Origin of the sequence: Sinorhizobium fredii NGR234, from assembly GCF_000018545.1 — a bacterium.
GTDB lineage: Bacteria > Pseudomonadota > Alphaproteobacteria > Rhizobiales > Rhizobiaceae > Sinorhizobium > Sinorhizobium fredii_A.
On the sequence record NC_012586.1, the window covers coordinates 1,333,838 to 1,351,215 of the forward strand.

At 59.1% G+C, this 17,378-nt stretch carries 13 protein-coding genes and 2 pseudogenes; 8 read left to right on the plus strand and 7 right to left on the minus strand.

From position 1 onward, the window contains the following. Positions 1 to 32: 32 nt before the first annotated feature. Complete coding sequence (rfbC, locus tag NGR_RS06405) at positions 33 to 572, minus strand: dTDP-4-dehydrorhamnose 3,5-epimerase (RefSeq protein WP_015887437.1); 540 nt, start codon at positions 570 to 572, stop codon at positions 33 to 35. A gap of 288 nt (positions 573 to 860) precedes the next feature. On the opposite strand from rfbC, the gene NGR_RS06410 reads away from it, so the two are divergent. Genes NGR_RS06410 through NGR_RS06420 form a run of 3 tightly spaced genes read left to right on the plus strand, consistent with a single transcriptional unit; the run spans position 861 to position 3,618 of the window. Beyond that, entirely contained in the window at positions 861 to 2,156 is a 1,296-nt protein-coding gene (locus tag NGR_RS06410) for a class I SAM-dependent methyltransferase (protein WP_015887438.1), read from the plus strand. Then, positions 2,153 to 2,968 (plus strand): sugar phosphate nucleotidyltransferase, encoded by an 816-nt coding sequence (locus tag NGR_RS06415; protein WP_015887439.1) that lies wholly within the window; start codon positions 2,153 to 2,155, stop codon positions 2,966 to 2,968. Before NGR_RS06410 ends, NGR_RS06415 begins: the two co-directional genes overlap by 4 nt. After that, positions 2,965 to 3,618 (plus strand): PIG-L deacetylase family protein, encoded by a 654-nt coding sequence (locus NGR_RS06420; RefSeq protein ID WP_015887440.1) that lies wholly within the window; start codon positions 2,965 to 2,967, stop codon positions 3,616 to 3,618. Before NGR_RS06415 ends, NGR_RS06420 begins: the two co-directional genes overlap by 4 nt. Before the next feature lie 852 nt (positions 3,619 to 4,470). Here NGR_RS06420 and NGR_RS06425 read toward each other — a convergent pair. From NGR_RS06425 to NGR_RS33830, 5 genes and pseudogenes are all read right to left on the minus strand, one after another. After that, positions 4,471 to 5,649 carry an IS91 family transposase gene (locus tag NGR_RS06425; protein ID WP_015886711.1) on the minus strand — a complete coding sequence of 393 codons (1,179 nt, stop codon included), beginning with the start codon at positions 5,647 to 5,649 and terminating at the stop codon, positions 4,471 to 4,473. A 12-nt stretch (positions 5,650 to 5,661) separates the two neighbouring features. Next, positions 5,662 to 6,522 carry a tyrosine-type recombinase/integrase gene (locus NGR_RS06430; RefSeq protein ID WP_012708196.1) on the minus strand — a complete coding sequence of 287 codons (861 nt, stop codon included), beginning with the start codon at positions 6,520 to 6,522 and terminating at the stop codon, positions 5,662 to 5,664. 197 nt (positions 6,523 to 6,719) lie between these two features. Continuing rightward, positions 6,720 to 7,736, minus strand: a complete 1,017-nt coding sequence (locus NGR_RS06435) for an acyltransferase family protein (protein WP_015887442.1) — start codon at positions 7,734 to 7,736, stop codon at positions 6,720 to 6,722. Positions 7,737 to 7,835: 99 nt separating this feature from the next. Next, complete coding sequence (locus NGR_RS06440) at positions 7,836 to 9,218, minus strand: glutamate-1-semialdehyde 2,1-aminomutase (protein WP_015887443.1); 1,383 nt, start codon at positions 9,216 to 9,218, stop codon at positions 7,836 to 7,838. Between the two features lie 221 nt (positions 9,219 to 9,439). After that, a pseudogene (locus NGR_RS33830) lies at positions 9,440 to 9,750 on the minus strand (IS110 family transposase); the annotation flags it as partial. Positions 9,751 to 9,903: 153 nt separating this feature from the next. Here NGR_RS33830 and NGR_RS33835 point away from each other — a divergent pair. From NGR_RS33835 to NGR_RS06455, 3 genes and pseudogenes are all read left to right on the plus strand, one after another. Further along, positions 9,904 to 10,044: pseudogene (locus tag NGR_RS33835) on the plus strand (IS5/IS1182 family transposase); the annotation flags it as partial. A gap of 774 nt (positions 10,045 to 10,818) precedes the next feature. Continuing rightward, positions 10,819 to 11,850, plus strand: coding sequence for a glycosyltransferase family 2 protein (locus NGR_RS06450; RefSeq protein WP_015887446.1), 1,032 nt, complete (start codon positions 10,819 to 10,821; stop codon positions 11,848 to 11,850). A gap of 27 nt (positions 11,851 to 11,877) precedes the next feature. Next, a complete protein-coding gene (locus tag NGR_RS06455; protein ID WP_015887447.1) occupies positions 11,878 to 12,843 on the plus strand; it encodes a glycosyltransferase family 2 protein in 966 nt (321 codons plus the stop codon). A 32-nt stretch (positions 12,844 to 12,875) separates the two neighbouring features. On the opposite strand, the gene NGR_RS06460 is transcribed toward NGR_RS06455, so the two are convergent. Beyond that, the gene (locus NGR_RS06460; protein ID WP_164923931.1) at positions 12,876 to 14,435 is read right to left on the minus strand and encodes a lipopolysaccharide biosynthesis protein; all 1,560 of its coding nucleotides are present in this window, start codon (positions 14,433 to 14,435) and stop codon (positions 12,876 to 12,878) included. 151 nt (positions 14,436 to 14,586) lie between these two features. Between NGR_RS06460 and NGR_RS06465 the strand changes: the two genes are divergently transcribed. Both NGR_RS06465 and NGR_RS06470 read left to right on the plus strand, forming a co-directional pair. Continuing rightward, positions 14,587 to 16,062 carry a DUF4038 domain-containing protein gene (locus tag NGR_RS06465; RefSeq protein WP_164923933.1) on the plus strand — a complete coding sequence of 492 codons (1,476 nt, stop codon included), beginning with the start codon at positions 14,587 to 14,589 and terminating at the stop codon, positions 16,060 to 16,062. Then, positions 16,059 to 17,360, plus strand: a complete 1,302-nt coding sequence (locus NGR_RS06470; protein WP_015887450.1) for a polysaccharide pyruvyl transferase family protein — start codon at positions 16,059 to 16,061, stop codon at positions 17,358 to 17,360. Before NGR_RS06465 ends, NGR_RS06470 begins: the two co-directional genes overlap by 4 nt. Positions 17,361 to 17,378: the final 18 nt, after the last annotated feature.

Here is a 17,378-nt window from a genome sequence, read left to right on the forward strand (position 1 = left end):
AGAGGAAGCGGTGACGGGTTGGCTGGACAACGCTAGCTGACCAGCTTCCTGACCAGAGGCCATGTCCTGTCCCGTTCTGACATCGCCGTCGGCATCAGCGGCCAGTTTATCGAAAAGGCCGGGTCGTTGAAGCGGACACCCGTCGCCGCGTGGGGCGTGTAGAACTGCGAAATCAGGTACGAGACCTCGGCGTCCTCAGTCAGCGTCTGAAACCCGTGGGCGAAGCCTGCTGGGATGTAGACCTGTTTCATGTTTTCGGGCGTGAGCTCGAAACCCAGCCAGCGATTGCGGGTGGGCGAATTGGGCCGCAGGTCCACAACGACGTCAAAGATTGCGCCGCAGGCACAGGAAACGAGCTTCACCTCGGTATGCGGCTCCTCCTGGAAGTGCAGTCCCCGCAAGGTTCCCTTCCTGACGGAATGCGACCGGCTGTGCTGGACAAAGCGCGTCGCAAGCCCGAAATCTGCCATTTCCTTTTCGCAGAAGACGCGCGTGAACGAACCTCGGTCGTCAATCACCGGTGTCGGCTCGATCAGCCAGACACCCTTCAGTTCCGCTTGGGTAAACTGCATCTCAACCCTCAACGCTGGTGGCCGGGAAGGACCGGCAGCCTGATTGTCGGGCATCATCAGCCGGGACAGGAAGAGCTACCTAAGCTTTAGGTGGCTTCTCCGACAGCGGTATGCCATGCAGATACATTACCTGTTCGGCGGTTTAGGGGTGGGCACTGCCCGCGCCCGTTTCACTGTAAGGATGAAGGTGCGTACCGGATTGGGAAATCGAATCCGGCTCGCCGGCATCCTAACCTGCTCCCATCGAAAAAGAAGCTCTCTCTCGGAGGCGCGGCAGGCGGGACCCCTATGAACATTCAGGCTATCGAAATCGATCGCGACCACCACACCGCACCCCGGGATGTCAGCTGCAGGCTTTGCGGATCGCGCTTGCGCCACGCCCTCGTAGACCTTGGCATGTCGCCTCCGTGCGAGAGCTACCTGCAGGCCGACCAGCTTGACCAGAGGGAACTCTACTATCCGCTTAACGTTCTGGTCTGCGACACCTGTTACCTGGTGCAGCTCAAGGAGTACATGAGCGCAGAGACCATCTTCAGCGAATACGCCTATTTCTCCTCCTTCTCGACGAGCTGGGTCGCCCATTCGAAGGCATATTGCGAGGCGATCACGAAGCGCCTTGGCCTTGGTTCCGACAGCCTGGCAGTTGAACTGGCCAGCAATGACGGCTACCTGCTGCAGCACTTCCTGCCGCTCGGAGTTCCCGTGCTCGGCGTCGAACCTGCCGCCAACGTGGCCCGCGCCGCCGAAGAAAAGGGCGTGACGACCCGCGTGGACTTTTTCGGCGTCCGGTTGGCGAACCAGATGATGGCCGAAGGGCTGGATGCCGATCTCATCATTGGTAATAACGTCCTGGCGCAGGTTCCCGACCTCAACGACTTCGTCGCGGGCATCAAAATCCTGCTCAAGCCGGAAGGCGTTGTCACCCTCGAATTCCCGCACATCGAGCGGCTAATGGCCGAGAACCAGTTCGACACAATCTACCACGAGCACTTCTCGTACTTTTCGCTGCTGACCATCAATCTCATGGCGGCCCGCCACGGGCTGCGGGTGATCGACGTCGAGGAACTGCCCACCCATGGGGGTTCTCTCCGCGTCTATCTCGCCCACGAGGGTGGCAGTTGGGCCACGGAAGACAGCGTGACCGAACTCCTCGCCCGTGAAAAGCGGCACGGGCTGACGGAGATGTCGACCTACGCGTCATTCGGCCACAAGGCACAGCGCGCGAAGCGCGACCTCCTGGCGTTCCTGATCGCGGCCAAGAACGAAGGCAAGAAAATCTGCGGCTACGGCGCGCCGGGCAAGGGCAACACGCTCCTCAACTACTGCGCCATCGGCACCGACTTCCTCGATTTTACCGTCGACCGGAACCCCTATAAGCACGGCCGCTACACGCCGGGCATGCACATTCCGATCAAGCCCGTCGAAGCGATCGACCAGGCCAGGCCCGACTACATCCTGATCCTTCCGTGGAACCTGAAGGACGAGATCATCCAGCAGATGCACCATGTCGCCGCCTGGGGCGCTAAATTCGTGGTGCCGATTCCTTTCGTGACAGTGATCGATCCATTGGAGTTGCGGAAATGAAGGTAGTTCTTTTCTGCGGCGGGCGCGGGACCCGAATCCGCGATTATTCCGAAAGCATTCCAAAACCGATGATCCCGCTCGGTCAGCAGCCGATCTTGCGGCACGTCATGCAGTGGTACAGCGATTACGGACACGACGAATTCGTGTTGTGCCTGGGGTATAAGTCCAATGTCATCAAGGAGTTCTTCCTGAACACCCGGCCACAGACATTCGCCGACTGCGTCGTGTCCGGCGGCGGCAGGGACGTTCAGTTACTCAATCAGGCCGACAAGGATTGGCGCGTTACGCTGCTCGACACGGGCATTTGGCGAAACATCGGAGAGCGCCTCTGGGCCGCCAGGGACCACGTCAGACACGAGAAGATGTTTCTGGCGAACTACAGCGACGGGCTGACTGACGTCGATCTTAAGGACGTGATCGCCAAGTTCGAAGCCAGCGGCAAGATCGGCTGCTTCCTCGCGGTGCGCGCGCCGCTGACCTATCACCTTGCCGACATCGCCGAGGATGGCCGCGTCCGCGAGTTTCGCACGACGGACACCTCGGAGATCTGGATCAATGGCGGCTATTTCGTATTTCGGCCCGAAATCTTCGATTACATGCGCGAGGGGGAGGAGCTCGTGCTCGAACCCTTCAAACGCCTAATCGCAGACAACATGCTGATGGCATACAAGCACGAGGGTTTCTGGCGCTCAATGGACACGCTGCGCGACTGGCAGTCGCTCGAAGATATGGTCGAAAAGGGCGACATGCCCTGGAACGCGAAGGTTACCGCCGAAAAGAACAGGCGCAGCGTAGTCGCGGCGGCATCATGATGCGGCTTGGCCTCGCGCGTCGCGGGGAGGAACTCTCGGTCCTCTGCCTTGGTGCCCACTCTGACGACATCGAAATCGGTGCGGGAGGCACGATCCTCAGCCTGATCGCATCAGGGGTCAGGCTGAACGTCAATTGGTGTGTGCTGAGCGCCGGCGGCCAGCGGGCGGCGGAAGCCAGTGCCTCGGCCGAGGCGTTCCTCGAAGGCGCGCAGTCGACCAATGTCGACGTGGCGGAATTCGAGGACAGCTACTTCCCCGCCCAGAGCCGCGATATTAAGCGTTGGTTGATCGATGTCAGGGCTCGGGTCCGGCCGGACGTTGTGTTTACCCACGCCCGGCTCGACGCCCACCAGGACCATCGCGAGGTCAACAAACTGACCTGGAACGTTTTCCGCGACCATCTGGTGTTAGAGTACGAGATTCCGAAGTGGGACGGCGACCTTGGCCAGCCAAATGCCTATTCACCACTCACGGCCGAGGTTATGGAAAGGAAGATTGCTCTCCTGCACGAACACTTCGGGACACAGCGCTCGAAAGACTGGTTCGACCGGGAAACGTTCGCGGGCCTTGCGCGGCTGCGGGGAATGGAGTGCCGGGCACCCGAGCATTTCGCGGAGGCCTTCGTGCTCCGGAAGGCGAGAATTCTTTAGCCGCCGAAACCGCGCTACGCCTTCTCATCTCAAATGAAATGCGCTTTGAAAACAGCTACCTATCCATTTGCAAGTTGTTCCTGATAAGCCAGAAGAGCACTGGTACGGCCGTGAACAAAAGTTCGCTGGAAGAATGTTGAACTCGGCCGGCGATCTGTCAACAAACTCGTCTCGTTGCTGAATGGCGAAACAAGAAGCGGGCCGATCAGGCCGCGTATTTATCAATTTTGACGTTTAGAACTTTCATTAAGTGGAAACATTACATCTTGCTTCAAGATTTTCGCTCAACGAGGTCCGGATCGGAACCGTTGAAGGTGGGGCCGCGAGCCGCCATCATAAATCGAAGCCAGCGCCAACAGCCGCCGAACCTGGGCGGCATCCTTTGCCTTCTTCGCCAGCCTCCTGAGCGCAGGCCCGTCAAAGTCTCCACGCAGCGGAATCGTTCTCATCATGCCAAACCTCCGTTTGGCATGATGAGTCAGAAATTAGCCGATTTGGGAATCTGGAGGGTTCTGTGAGGTCCGGCCGCTTTGGATGCAGCATTCGCTGATCGGACCTCATTGAAGCCGGATTGAGCGAAGGCGCGGGTTGTTTGGCACTATGGGGATTTAACCGAAGCGGTGGATGGCGTTTGGCTGGGGCGAGCCCAGGCGGGGCTGGAAGAGCGGCTGAGAAGAAGGTTCTTGTCGCCAATTGAGATGTGTCTGGCGGTGTTTTTGGTTGATCTGTGCCGAACGAGGCTTCGGCGATGCTGCGTTTTGTGTTGCGCCGGCATGCTTGGCCAAAGCCATTCGCTCGCGGCCCTTCGATCTGCCGACGTTGATTGTTGGAGTGATGCCAGGTCTGATAGGGTCATGAGCTATCGTTCCATGCTGGTCGACAGGCTGGTTGACGCGGCTTCCAGGTGCCGAGGATGTTCATCCTTCCGCCGCAACAGGGACAGCGGTGTGCAAATGGCGGGGCCTCGACCGTATCCAGGTCTTCGACCGGCTCTTCCGGCTGCGGGACATTGAGGAGATTGCGGCATGCCTCCAGCTTCTGCTGCCGCTGTCCGTTGGCAAGCAAGCCAAAGTGACGGATGCGATGGAAGCCGTCCGGAACCGTATGCAGCAGGAAGCGACGAATGAACTCGTGGGCATCGAGCGTCATCCGCTTCTGCCTGCCACCCCTGCGATAATCCTTCCAGCGGAATGTGACCTGACCACCATCCATGCTGACGAGGCGGGAATTGGAGATGGCGATGCGATGGGTGTAGCGGCCGAGATAGGCCAGCACCTGTTGGGGTCCGGCAAAGGGCGGCTTGGCATAGACGATCCAATTGACGCGCCGCGCTTCTCTGATCATGCGCGTGAATGCAGCTGGATCGGCCAGGCTCGCGATGCTGCCGAAGAACTGAAGCTGGCCTTCGTCATGAGCCTGCTTCAGGTATTCGAGAAACAGTCGCCGGAACAGGCGCGACAGCACCCGCACGGGCAGGAAGAAGTTCCTCCGACAAGCCACCCAGCGGGTTTGATCGAACGACAATCCGCCGCCCGGCACGATGCAGTGGATGTGTGGGTGATAATGGAGGTTCTGCCCCCAGGAATGCAGCACGGCGATAAAGCCGAGTTCAGCACCCAGATGTCTGGGGTCAGCGGCAAGTCTGCGGAGTGTCTCGGCGACGGCGCGAAACAGGACAGCATAGACCACCTGCTTGTTCTGGAAGGCAATCGCGGCGATCGCTTGCGGCACGGTGAAGACGACGTGGAAATAGCTGACCGGCAGCAGGTCGGCCTGCCGGGCGGCAAGCCAATCGCGGCTGGCCTGTCCCTGACACTTTGGGCAATGCCGGTTACGGCAGGAATTGTAGGCGATGCGGAGCGCCTCACAATCCCGGCATTGCTGGACATGGCCGCCCAGCCGCGCGGTCCGACACATCTCGACCGCGCTCATCACCCGGCGCTCAACCCGCCCGAGATGCGTGTCATGCGATTGACGATATCCTTCCCCGTGGCGGCGAAAAATGTCCGCCACCTCCAATCCCGCCGCCATGGCGGAATGTCCTCAGCCTGTCGGCACCACCTCCAGCGTCAGCCGGTCGAGCGGACTGGTCGTGGCGCGGATGAGTGTGTTGGACACTTTCGTGTAACGCGCCGTGGTCGACAGATTGTTGTGGCCGAGCAGGACCTGGATGATACGAATGTCGGTGCCGCTCTCCAAGAGATGGGTGGCAAAGCTGTGGCGCAACGTGTGCACCGATATCCGCTTGTCGATGCCGGCTGCGGCACGTGCCGAACGGCAGGCAGAATGCAGAACCTGGACATCGATGGGTTTGCTCTCGTCACGTCCCGGAAACAACCAGACCTGCGGTCGCACCAGCTTCCAATAGACCCGAAGGATATGAAGCAACTGCGCCGACAGCATCACGTTGCGGTCCTTGCCGCCTTTGCCATGCTCGATGCGGATGACGCCGCGCTCGCCGTCGATGTTGCTGACCTTGAGACTGACCGTCTCGGTGGCGCGCAAACCAGCCGCATAAGCCGTCGTCAGCGCCGTTCGTGTCTTCAGGCTCGGGACCGCTTCCAAAAACCGCACGATCTCATCGCCGTTCAATATCGTCGGCAACTTGGCGGGCGTTCGGGCATAGGCAATGCGCTCCGGTATCTCCGCATGTCCAAGCGTGACGCCGAAGAAGAAGCGAAGGGCGCAAACCGTCTGGTTCAAGGCCGGCCATGATAGCCCCGACGACACCAGATGCACCTGAAAGGCACGCACATCCTCCAGCCCCAACCGGTCCGGCGACCGACCGAAATAGCGCGAAAACTTCGTCACTGCATGCAAATACGATCGCTGCGTCGCCGGCGACAAATTGCGGATCGTCATGTCCTCGATCATCCGTCGCCGCAGCGGGCTCATCTCACTCATGATACTCTCCTGTTCAAAGGTTGGGCCAAACAGCCCAATCCTTCAAAACAGGGGCACACCATGCAAATCAGATGCCCCAAATGCCGCGTCAGCGGCTTCGTTCAATCCCATAACGAGTCGCAATGTCGCAATCAGCGCTCGCTGGTATAAGTCAGCCCGCGGAACACTGCCTTACGCCATGGCGCAGCAGCATCTTGTCAGGCCCTCCCCCCCGTCGAAATGCTCAACAGTGACGGCGTAACGCGGCTGGCAATCAGTTGCATGACAATGCATGTGCCAATGGTCAGGGGCCCCGAGAGTATGAAAAATATGTAGAATTTGTCGATATAAAAAATCTGAGAAAATAAATGAAAAAGCATTATTTCAACGTAATAGTGAGACAGGAACATAAAGAAACTGAATTGAGAATATTTAGATATTTTTCGAAATGCTGTCTTGTTTAGATAGCCGATCAATGGCCACGCCGCGAGGAAACCCAATAGTCTGTGACCCATCCACCAGAGAGATTCAAAACCTACGTTGAAGTAGAAAATAAGGAATGCCGATATTAGGTAGATCGGCACAGTTATTGGCAGCAAAAAATCTATAGAGGTGGCATCAATGCGCCTCGATGCAATGAGTGCGCCAAGGAAGAATCCAACTAAAATATCGTTTCGTATCACGAGATACCAATCTAAGTTAAAAATTCCAACAATTAATATTATAGCGAATGAATAAAATGGGCATTTTCGAAATGGAGTTGCAACACACAAAGCAATTAAATTGCACGCGATTAAGTTTCGCAGGAAATGCAGAGGCTCATTCGCCGGATTCTCCGTGAGGCCAAGGAGAGCATTGCTCCATTTTAGAATGTTTCCGCTGGTTAAATCGTCATACTTTTCAAGATACTGACCATTCCGCTGAAACGATAAAATTAAAATAGCCATAGGAATATTCCAGAGGAGCATCGGAACGAAAAGCGTCATGTATTTTTTGCGTAGAAATAACATCGGCTCCCGATCAAAACCCGACCAGAAGCACAGATATCCGGATATGATTGTTAACGTACTTGCTGCTGTCTTCAGCAATCCAATCTGAATATATCCGCGTAAATATCCAAAATTATCCCAGGAATAAAGATTCAGTTCCGATGGTATCCGTGTGTGATGAAATACAATAGCCGCAATAAGGATTATTCTTGACAGTTCGATCCTTGCTCTCAATTCAGCGCTCATGAGTCTTTGACCCACAAAAGCTCAATAGGCCAACTGCACCCTGCCGGGCGACGGAATATGCTGAAACATCAAGATTTCTCCACGCCGAGGCCGTCTTGGTCACAGCCTTACATCTGGAATTCTCGTTATTGCAGTTAAGATTTTAGCTTGTTCGGCGCCTTGGTTGTAGCGGCGGAAGACGACCTGCGAGGGGCGGCCGACCAGGAAGCGGTCAGTTCCCGATTCAAGCGCCTGCGCATACACAGCCAGTGCACCGTCGACGGCCTCGATCGTCTGGGAGACCGCCTCGTCATCGTGGGCGTAGCTGACCACAAGTGACGGCATCAGCACTCCGCGTCTGATCGTCTCCTGCAGGAACAGGGTCCTGTATGTCTGTGACGGATGGCCGTTGCGGTCAAGGGTGGCGAATGCCAGGCAGCTGGATCGGCCGACTACCTTGAAGTGTCCGTCCACCCCATGCCGCCTGGCGGCTTCCGCGATGCCCTCCCTGAGTTTCTCGCCCTGACGGTGAAGATGACTAATCACGGGCTCGTCGCGGTATATCCGCATGGTGGCGATCGCCGCGGCGAGCGCATGGGTCTCCGCGCCATGGGTAGTCGACAGGAGGAACACCCTTGGGCGGTCAGTGTAATCCAGTCCTCCGAGACGCATGTATTTACGTTTTCCGGCGAGTGCGGATACGGAGAATCCGTTGCCCAGCGCCTTCCCGAAGGCCGTCAGGTCCGGCTTGATGCCGTAGAGTTTCTGCGCGCCGCCAGTGTTCCACCTGAACCCGGTGATCATCTCGTCCAGAATGAGCAGTGCACCGTTTTCCCTGCAGAGGCGCTGGACTTCGTGCAGGAAACCGTCACGGGGGTCGTCGCCGCGCGACGGCTCGAGGATCAGGGCGGCCAGCTTGCCCGGGTGCATGTCGAATAATTCTTTCACGCTGGTGATGTCGTTATACCGGAAGGTGACCGTCAGTTTCCGGACGGCCTCGGGAATGCCCGAGTTCATCGGCGTGGTCCCGATGAACCAGTCGTCGGTCGAGAAGAATGGATGGTCGGCGCAACAGGCGACGAGATCGCGCCCTGTGTAGGCTCGGGCGAGCCGGACAGCACCCGAAGTCGCATCCGAGCCGTCCTTGCAGAACTTCACCATGTCCGCATCGATGAGTTCCAGGAAGGTCTCGGCACACTCGACTTCGATCTTGGCTGGCCGGGTGAAATTACAGCCGCCACCCAGGACGGACTCGACCGCCCGGACTACTGCCGGGTAGGCGTGGCCAAGTCCGACGGCACGGTTGCCCATGCCGAATTCGATGTATCTGTTTCCGTCAACGTCCCAGACGTGGCACCCCGAACCGCGCTCGATGAATCCCGGCGCGAGGACGGGATACTGGTCCTCGCCTTTCGCGTAAGTGTGGCAGCCGCCCGGGATCAATTCGCGGGCTCGTTCCTGCAAGAGGACGGATTTCTGGAATCGAGTGCTCTGCTCGGACATCCTGGCCAACTCCAATAACGCAGCAAGTCTACAGGTCCGGTTCCGGATTTTCGCGTTCTCCATAAGGTCATCGGTAAGTACTTATGGGGGATGCCCGGCGGCGGGCCGTCACCGGATTGATGGCTTTGCTTCCCGGTTCAACCGTTTTGGCGAATCGGCCCGGGCCTGCGGGGGCAACCTCCCTGTGGCCGGAACTGTGGCCGGGGAGGAGAAAATGGGTGAACGAGCAGCGCTCGCGCGCCGTGGGTCATGAGGATGCCCTGCAACTCCACCGTTTTCACAGGCACGAACCGTATCGTCGGGCGCTGTACAGGTCCACAGATTGCTTCGCCATCCAGCGCGTCGCTCTTGCCACGCTTGACATAGGTCTTCATCACATAGGACGGCGGATGAGCCGGACCTCGTGCCCCATCGCCGCGACTTGCGAGCTCAATGATGCGCTGTTCCCCACCCTTCATCCCGATCAGGCTGATAGTAGCTACGAGAAGAGGGGCCGATGCAACCGCTTCACGAGCACGGTGTTGCCTGTGTCTCGGCCGGGTCCAATCCGATTGGTCGTGATCTTAGTTCTGAATGCTCCTCTTGCTGCTTCGGGTGACGGGCCGGCATCATAGTTGCAGCCTGTGCGGGGGCGTCCACAACATCAGGATGGAAAAAGGAGTTCAGCAGTTGGTTCTCATCGGTGATGAAGGATGGCCTGTGGGAGGGCCTTGCTCCATTTGTTGCCCGGCAAGTCGTCCGATCCCGGGTCGCAGCCAAGGACAACCACCTGTTCCTGGAAGGCGCCTTGTGGATCGCACGCACGGGCTCGCCTTGGCGCGGACTGCCCGAGACAACTAGAACACGGTGTGACGACGCTTCCGACGATGGATGATGACGTATTTGACCGTGTCTTCAACAATTTGTCCGCGGAACCATTGTCCGGGTCCACTAGCATGGGACTGGCGAAAAAGGATAACTCAAAATCAGGCCATCGCTCGTTCCGGCGGCGGACTGACTACGAAAGCGCTAAACTTGCCTCCATCCGGATTCACGCGAAGGCGTAGACATATACCCCTAACGTCTGAAGACCACCAGCGTCACGAAAATGCTACGGTTCCCCACTCGACCGGCAGCCCGCCGAATGTTCTTGACAGAGTGGCGTTCAAATCGTGCAAGATCGCGGACCAAACGGAGACAAGTCCTTCCAAGACGGCCAGCGTTTAGCGCTTGCCGTTCGAAGGATTTCTGCGGCTGCTGGTCCTACTCTCGAAGTGCACGCTAAGGCTCCAGGCGTCAACGTTCTAGCGGCGCCACCAAAGGTGCCGCGAGGCTCTGATAGCCGTCCCTCCTGGTGGCAGGCATCGGTTTTGCCGTGGCAGCCTCGAACGGAGCCTATATGGCGGGAGCGCACAACATTACGATTCCTAATGGAGCATCCAGCCTCCGATCGGAATTTTCGCGACAGCTTAGTAGGAGAGATCGACTGTGCAGATTAAGCGTAATTTCAGGCTGCTGCTGGCCGGGCTGGGCGACCGCAGCGTGGAGATCATCCCCGATCGGGTGCGGCAAGCGGCCGCCCCGAGGCACCAGTGGTGCCTTTCCTCCATGAGGCACTGCCATGGCTAGTGTTGATGTCGTCGTTCCCTGTTACAATTACGGACGGTTCCTTGGTGACTGCGTCGCCAGCATCCTGACGCAAAAGGGTGTCGACCTGCGGGTGCTCGTCATCGACAACGCGTCCAAGGATGATAGCGTGGCGATTGCGAGAAACCTCGCGGCCCAGGACCGCAGGGTCGAGGTTCTGACGCATGCGACCAACAAGGGCGCCACGTTCAGTTACAATGAAGGAATCGACTGGGGTGCGTCGGAGTATTTTCTCATTCTCGACGCCGACGACGCGCTGGCGCCGGGCGCGCTGGCGCGTGCGGCCGCGGTCCTCGACGGTAGCCCCGGCATAAGCTTCACGCACGGCATCGAGGCTCGACTCGAGGCGAACGGCGCCGTGCGCTCGCTCGCGGTAAGACCGAAGGGACCTCAAGTCGAGGTGACTAGGGGGATGGAATTCATCCAGAGGCTTTGCCGGATACCCGTTAACAATATCGGGGCAAACACGGTCATTCGGCGGATGTCGGCGCAAAAACAGGCGGGATACTATCGGGCGTCGCTGCCCTATACAGACGACCTGGAAATGTGGCTGCGCCTTGCGACCCTTGGCGACGTGGCCAGCCTCAGAATCCCCCAGGCGATCCGCAGACATCATGCCTCGCGCATGTCCGTCGATTACCAGCAGTTGCGTGATTTCACTGAACGCGAGGCGGCATTCGAAAGCTTCTTTGCCAATGAGGGAAGGGCGCTTACCGGTGCCGAGTTTTTGATGGCCAAGGCAAGGAGAGGCCTGGGCGAACACGCTTACTGGTCGGCGATCTCGCACTTTTTCAGAGGTCATGGCCGCACCGGCGCCGACCTTTTGCGGCTGTCGCATCGCTGGCGACCACACGCCGCCCTGTTGCCTCCCTTCCAGTGGATCTTGAAGATGGATCGCCCACTCGAACGCGCCGCCGAGGTCGTATCCGAAATGCCGCCCTTCCGCAGGAGGATCGCCGCCGATAAGGAACGATCGTGCGGTCCCGACATCTCTGCGGCAAGGTAACGGGCAGGGCAAAGCGAAAGTACTGCGATGGCAAGCGTCGATATCGTCATTCCCTGTTACCAGCACGGGCATTTCCTACGCGACTGCGTCGACAGTGTCCTTGGTCAGCAGGTAAATGACCTACGGATGCTGATCATCGACAATGCCTCCACGGACTCCAGTCCCCAGGTCGCGCGCGAACTCGCAGCCAGACACAACCGTATCGAGATCGTCCTGCGCACCCGCAACCTCGGTCATCATGCCTCTTTCAATGAAGGCGTGGACTGGGCAAAGGCCGACTACTTCATGGTCTTGTGCTCGGACGATCTCCTTGCGCCTGGCAGTCTGGCGCGAATGGTTTCCGTTATGGAACAGAATCCGCAGACCAGCTTTGCCTACGGCGCCGACGTTCACTGGCACGAAGGGGAGCCGTTTCCTGGGAAGAGCGACGTGGGCCCTCCCGCGCCATGGCGGGTGCGTGACGGAACGGATTTCATTGTCGAGCGCTGCCGCAACCCGGAAGCATACATTGCCGCCGGCATGGTGCTCGCGCGCACCTCGGCGCATAAGGCTGCCGGCCATTACCGCACCGATCTCCCTCACACCGACGATTTTGAAATGCTGCTGCGCCTGGCCCGGCTCGGCAGCGTGGCCAATACCGACGCGGTCCTTGGCGTCAAACGCATGCACAGCCAAAACAGAACGCACGATTTCCTCGCCGAGCGAACCCGCGACCTGGTCGAGAGGGTGGCGGCGCTCGACAGCTTCTTCAGCCGCGAGGGACGTGCCATGGCCGACGCCGACAGGCTGTTGCGCCTGGGCAGGCGCAGCATCGCCGAGCGCGCCTATTGGTGCGGAGTCAAGGATCTCACGCGTGGCCGTGCAAGTGCGATTGCGCTTTTCAGGCTCGCCGTTCGGCTCGATCCGCGTGTGGCGCTGATCCCGCCTTTCCGTTATCTCTTCCGGATGGAACGCGGCCTCCTCGAGACCGTCCGCGGAATGCAGCAGGGTTGAACCGATTTGCTTGAGTCGCATGGGCGATCACTCTAGGACCCCTGGCGCCACCAACCTGCTGCGCCGGAAATCTGCAACCCATCAAACAGTTCGGTGAGAAGGGCATGACCGGTCAGCCATAGGCCGAGTAGCCATCCGGCCGCAGCGAGAGCGGCCGCGCTCAAAGCCTCGACGAGGGAAATCTCGAAGCCCGATCCGATATAGATCACGGCGGCCAGGGGGCCCGAAACAGTGATGGCGGCCACGGCGGCGCTGCGCCACACGGCGCTCCAGATTTCCAGCCAACCAATCATTATATGCCGGCGCACAAATGTCAGCGCAACAAAAGCCTGGAACGGAATCACTAAGAGCAGGCTGAACGCCACCGCTCGAAGTCCGAAGAAAGCTGCGGCGGTGATGATGACGACGGAGACGGGACAGACGATCAGCGCGCGTCGAAAGATGTCATGCACGGCGCCTATCGAAACCAGTACTGGATAGTTCAGTTCGAAGCTGAAGGAGAACAACGAGGCAATCGCTACGATCTGAACAATGGGCACAACGCCATACCATTGATCTCCCAGCAGTAAGTCGACGATCGGATAGGCCAGAGCCGCAAGCACCAGGAGCGCTGGCCATTGCAGAGCCGTGATCAGTCCAAGCGCGTTGAGGTAAGGCTGCTTCAAGCTTCTGCCTTGCCGCGCTTCGGCCGAGAAGGCCGGCAGGATCACCGATATAGCGCCGCCCAGTATGACCTTGTCGGGGAGCTGGCAAATCATCAGACCGCGGCTGTAGAGCGCTGCGGCGTCGAGGGACAGGATTCTGCCAAGAAGGAGGTAGGGCAGGGCTTCGTATGTCTTATAGAGAAGGCTTGTCGCACCATTGTAGCCGCCGAAGGCGACCATGCCGCGCCAGCCGACCAACGAAGGCCTGTAGATCCAGAACTGACGGCTGAGCCCAACCGCCAGGAGACCTGTGACAACGGCACTCGCAACCCATGCCCACGCAAAGCTCATATAGCTGAAGCCAAGCAGCGCAAGCGAAATGGTCACGGCCGCCGCTGCAACCGCGCCAGAGGTATTGATGGCTGCGATCTTGCCGAAGGCCATGTCGCGGCGCAGCAGCGTGATGATCGGAGCGGCCACCAGTTCGAGAAAAAAGGCGGCAGCTATGACCCGCAGATACGGCGACAGCCGCTCGTCGCCGTAAGCGTCCGCCAGCAACGGGGCCGAAGAGGCCAGAGCGATGGTGATGATCGAAGTGAAAAGCAGCATTACGGTGAAGGCGCCACGTACATCGGCGCGCGTCAGGTGCTGACGCTGGATGAGGAAATTCGCGCTCGCAAACTCACGAGCCGACATAGCGATGCCGACAATGGCCATTCCAATCACCGAAACGCCAATCTCGGCCGGCGTGAGAATTCTGGAAACAACCGCCACCGTCACGAAATTGCTGGCCAGCGCGAAATAGCGTTCGCCAGTACTCAGAAGGAGTGCGCGTTTGACAGCCGCCATGCGTTCGGGGTCCCAGATTGCTTTGCGGCCGTTGCCTCCCGCAAACTTCGCCGACCACCCTTTTTTCCTGCAATCCCGTCGCCGCGTCATGCCGGACATTATGGTTAGGAATGCCCCGAAAGTGGTACGCAGAGCAGCTGTATCCCCATTATGGCAGGATTGCCGCAAGGTACTGCACGGCTAACCTGATGGCGATCGCAAGGACAGGCGCTTCGCCTGCACCAGCCAGGAAGTTGGCCCATCGAGGTCATTGATCACAAAGAAAGAGATCGAACCCGTGCCTTATCGATCAGCCTTTGAAAACGATGTCGAAGGAGCTTCCACGCGGTCCGGCCGGCCGCCGAGGCGCCAGGGCGCCCAGCGGGTGCCGAAGCGCTTCGCCTTGGCGGTTTGCCTACTGTTTACCGCGACCTTCGCCGGACAAGCGTGCGAAACCCCATCGGTGAACTATGACGGCGCTTCTTTTCCGCTCGGTGTCCGGCCCGGAAAACGCCATCTTGAGGACGCCTCGGGCCGCCCCTTCTTCATGCAGGGAGACACCGCCTGGTCGCTTGTCGTCCAGCTAACACGTGAAGATGCGGAGCGGTACTTGCGGGACCGGAAGGCCCGCGGGTTCAACACGATATTGGTCAATCTGATCGAACATCGCTTTGCCACGGGCGCCCCCGCCAACGCCTATGGCGAGCGCCCGTTCTTGCGTGACGGGGACTACGCCACCCCTAACGAGGCCTATTTCGAGCACGCCGACTGGGTTCTGGAAAAAGCGTGCGAGCTTGGTTTTCTGGTGCTGCTTACGCCGTCCTATGTCGGCAACGGAGGCGGCCCGGAAGGCTGGTATCAAGAGATGGAGGATAGCGGAGCCGAAAGCATGCGCGATTACGGCCGCTTCTTAGGAAGACGATACGGAGACTACAATAATCTCGTCTGGGTGCAGGGCGGCGACTACAACCCGCCGGACAAGGACCTGATCCGTGCGCTGGTCGAGGGTATAAAGGAGAACGATCCCGACGCACTCCACACAGCCCATGGTTCGCCGGGCAGTCCCGCTCTCGAACACTGGAGTGGCGAGCCATGGCTGGCGATAAACAATGTCTATACCTACGGGCCGGTGCACAGTGCCGCACTGTCGGAGTATGGCCGCAAAGAAGCCATGCCATTCTTCCTGATGGAGAGCGCCTACGAGAACGAGCACGATGCGAGCGAACATCGCCTCCGCATGCAGGCCTACCAGGCTGTTCTTTCGGGCGCCATGGGACACATTTTCGGAAACAATCCGATCTGGCATTTCGACGGGCCGGGCCTCTATCCGGCGCCAGTAAGCTGGCAAAAGTCCCTCGACAGCCGTGGGGCTCGAAGCATGACCCTTCTCCTGAAGGTGATGTCGTCGCTCAAATGGTGGCTGTTGGAACCCGATGTCGCGAACACACTTCTGGTCGAGGGGCGCGGAAGTGAAAAGGCGCGCGCGGTGGCCGCGCGAGCAGGCGACGGCTCGTTCGCTCTGGTCTACCTGCCGACCAGCCGAAGCATCACGCTGGATCTGTCCCGGCTTGCGGGTTCAGGAATCGAGGCAAGATGGATTGATCCATCCAGCGGTCGATCTCGCCCTGCAGAGGGTTCTCCATTCGAACCGAACCGGCAGACGTTGAAGCCGGCCCCGACGAACGAAGCCGGTTTCACTGACTGGGTCCTCGAGCTGCGTTCGCAAGCCATGGGTCATAACCTATGACCGCCGGCGACAGCATTGCAAGACGCCTCGCAGGGCCCCAAGTCGACGCAGCGCCGGAGCCGGGGCAGGCCGGACTTGCTTCCCCCACCGTGCGCGGAAGGCGCGCTAAGATTGCCCTGTTCGGGCTTTTTGGTTGCGGCAATCTCGGCAATGACGGATCGCTCGAAGCGATGATCGAGTTTCTCAGGCATCATCGGCCGGATGCGGATCTTGTCTGTATATGTGACAACCCGGAGGAGGTGACGCGAAAATTTGGCATTGCTACCCAGCCGATCAGTTGGTCGCGGTATTTGACTGGCGTGGCGCGCAAGCTCGATCGGTTATTTCTGAAAATCCCGGGCAAGATGGTCGACCTTGTGCAAACGCTGAGACATATCCGCAAGCGTGATCTCGTAATCGTTCCCGGCACAGGCATCCTCGACGACTTCGGCGAGCGCCCTTACGGCATGCCGCTCGATATCTTCAGGTGGTGTCTTGGCGCACGGATGGTGGGCGCCAGGATCGCGCTCGTCAGCATCGGGGCAGGCCCTATCCGGCATCGCCTCAGTCGGTGGCTGATGACGGCCGCCGCACGCATGGCGCACTACCGATCCTACCGCGACACCCAGTCGAAGGAGTTCATGGAGAGCGTCGGTTTGGATACAGGCCGGGATTTCGTCTTTCCCGATGTCGCATTCAAGCTGCAGACGCCCGCAATCCCGCCGCCAAAATCCGCAGGCGCAGAACGCATGACGGTTGGCGTCGGGGTGATGAGCTACTACGGGTGGTACGGTTTCGCGCGCGGCGGAGAGGCAATATTCGCCGCCTATATCAAGAAACTGGCGAAATTCGTCGTCTATCTGCTCGACAACGGCCATGACGTCCGCCTCCTGACGGGAGAGTTGACCGACAAGACAGCCGTAGACGCTCTTATCGAAGAGGTGGGCCGTGCCAGGCCGGACCTGCCGTCCTCCAGAATGATCGCAGAACCCTCCTTGTCGCTGAACGACCTGATGCTCCAGATCTCGGCAGTCGACATTGTGGTTGCGACACGCTTCCATAACGTCGTTTGCGCGCTGAAGCTTGGTCGGCCAACCATTTCCCTGGGATATGCACGCAAAAACGACGTGCTGATGGAAGAAATGGGGTTGGGCGCCTTGTGCCAACATGTGGAACGGTTTGACGTCGAAAGCCTGATCGACCAGTTCGCCACCGTTGTTCTGTCGCGCGAGGATTGCCGCCGGAGGATTAATGACCGGGTCCGACAGTTCGAAGACGACCTCGACCGCCAGGGCGCCCACCTGCTGACGCTGATCTGAATTCGAGAAATTTCGTGC

Excerpts from the sequence above, each read along its gene's own strand:
- NGR_RS06460 (WP_164923931.1), bottom strand. The coding sequence starts at position 14,435 with ATGTCCGGCATGACGCGGCGACGGGATTGCAGGAAAAAAGGGTGGTCG.
- NGR_RS06425 (WP_015886711.1), bottom strand. The coding sequence starts at position 5,649 with ATGGCGGCGGGATTGGAGGTGGCGGACATTTTTCGCCGCCACGGGGAA.
- NGR_RS06450 (WP_015887446.1), top strand. The coding sequence starts at position 10,819 with ATGGCTAGTGTTGATGTCGTCGTTCCCTGTTACAATTACGGACGGTTC.
- NGR_RS06435 (WP_015887442.1), bottom strand. The coding sequence starts at position 7,736 with ATGAGCGCTGAATTGAGAGCAAGGATCGAACTGTCAAGAATAATCCTT.
- rfbC (WP_015887437.1), bottom strand. The coding sequence starts at position 572 with ATGCAGTTTACCCAAGCGGAACTGAAGGGTGTCTGGCTGATCGAGCCG.
- NGR_RS06440 (WP_015887443.1), bottom strand. The coding sequence starts at position 9,218 with ATGTCCGAGCAGAGCACTCGATTCCAGAAATCCGTCCTCTTGCAGGAA.
- NGR_RS06420 (WP_015887440.1), top strand. The coding sequence starts at position 2,965 with ATGATGCGGCTTGGCCTCGCGCGTCGCGGGGAGGAACTCTCGGTCCTC.
- NGR_RS06470 (WP_015887450.1), top strand. The coding sequence starts at position 16,059 with ATGACCGCCGGCGACAGCATTGCAAGACGCCTCGCAGGGCCCCAAGTC.
- NGR_RS06455 (WP_015887447.1), top strand. The coding sequence starts at position 11,878 with ATGGCAAGCGTCGATATCGTCATTCCCTGTTACCAGCACGGGCATTTC.
- NGR_RS06415 (WP_015887439.1), top strand. The coding sequence starts at position 2,153 with ATGAAGGTAGTTCTTTTCTGCGGCGGGCGCGGGACCCGAATCCGCGAT.
- NGR_RS06410 (WP_015887438.1), top strand. The coding sequence starts at position 861 with ATGAACATTCAGGCTATCGAAATCGATCGCGACCACCACACCGCACCC.
- NGR_RS06430 (WP_012708196.1), bottom strand. The coding sequence starts at position 6,522 with ATGAGTGAGATGAGCCCGCTGCGGCGACGGATGATCGAGGACATGACG.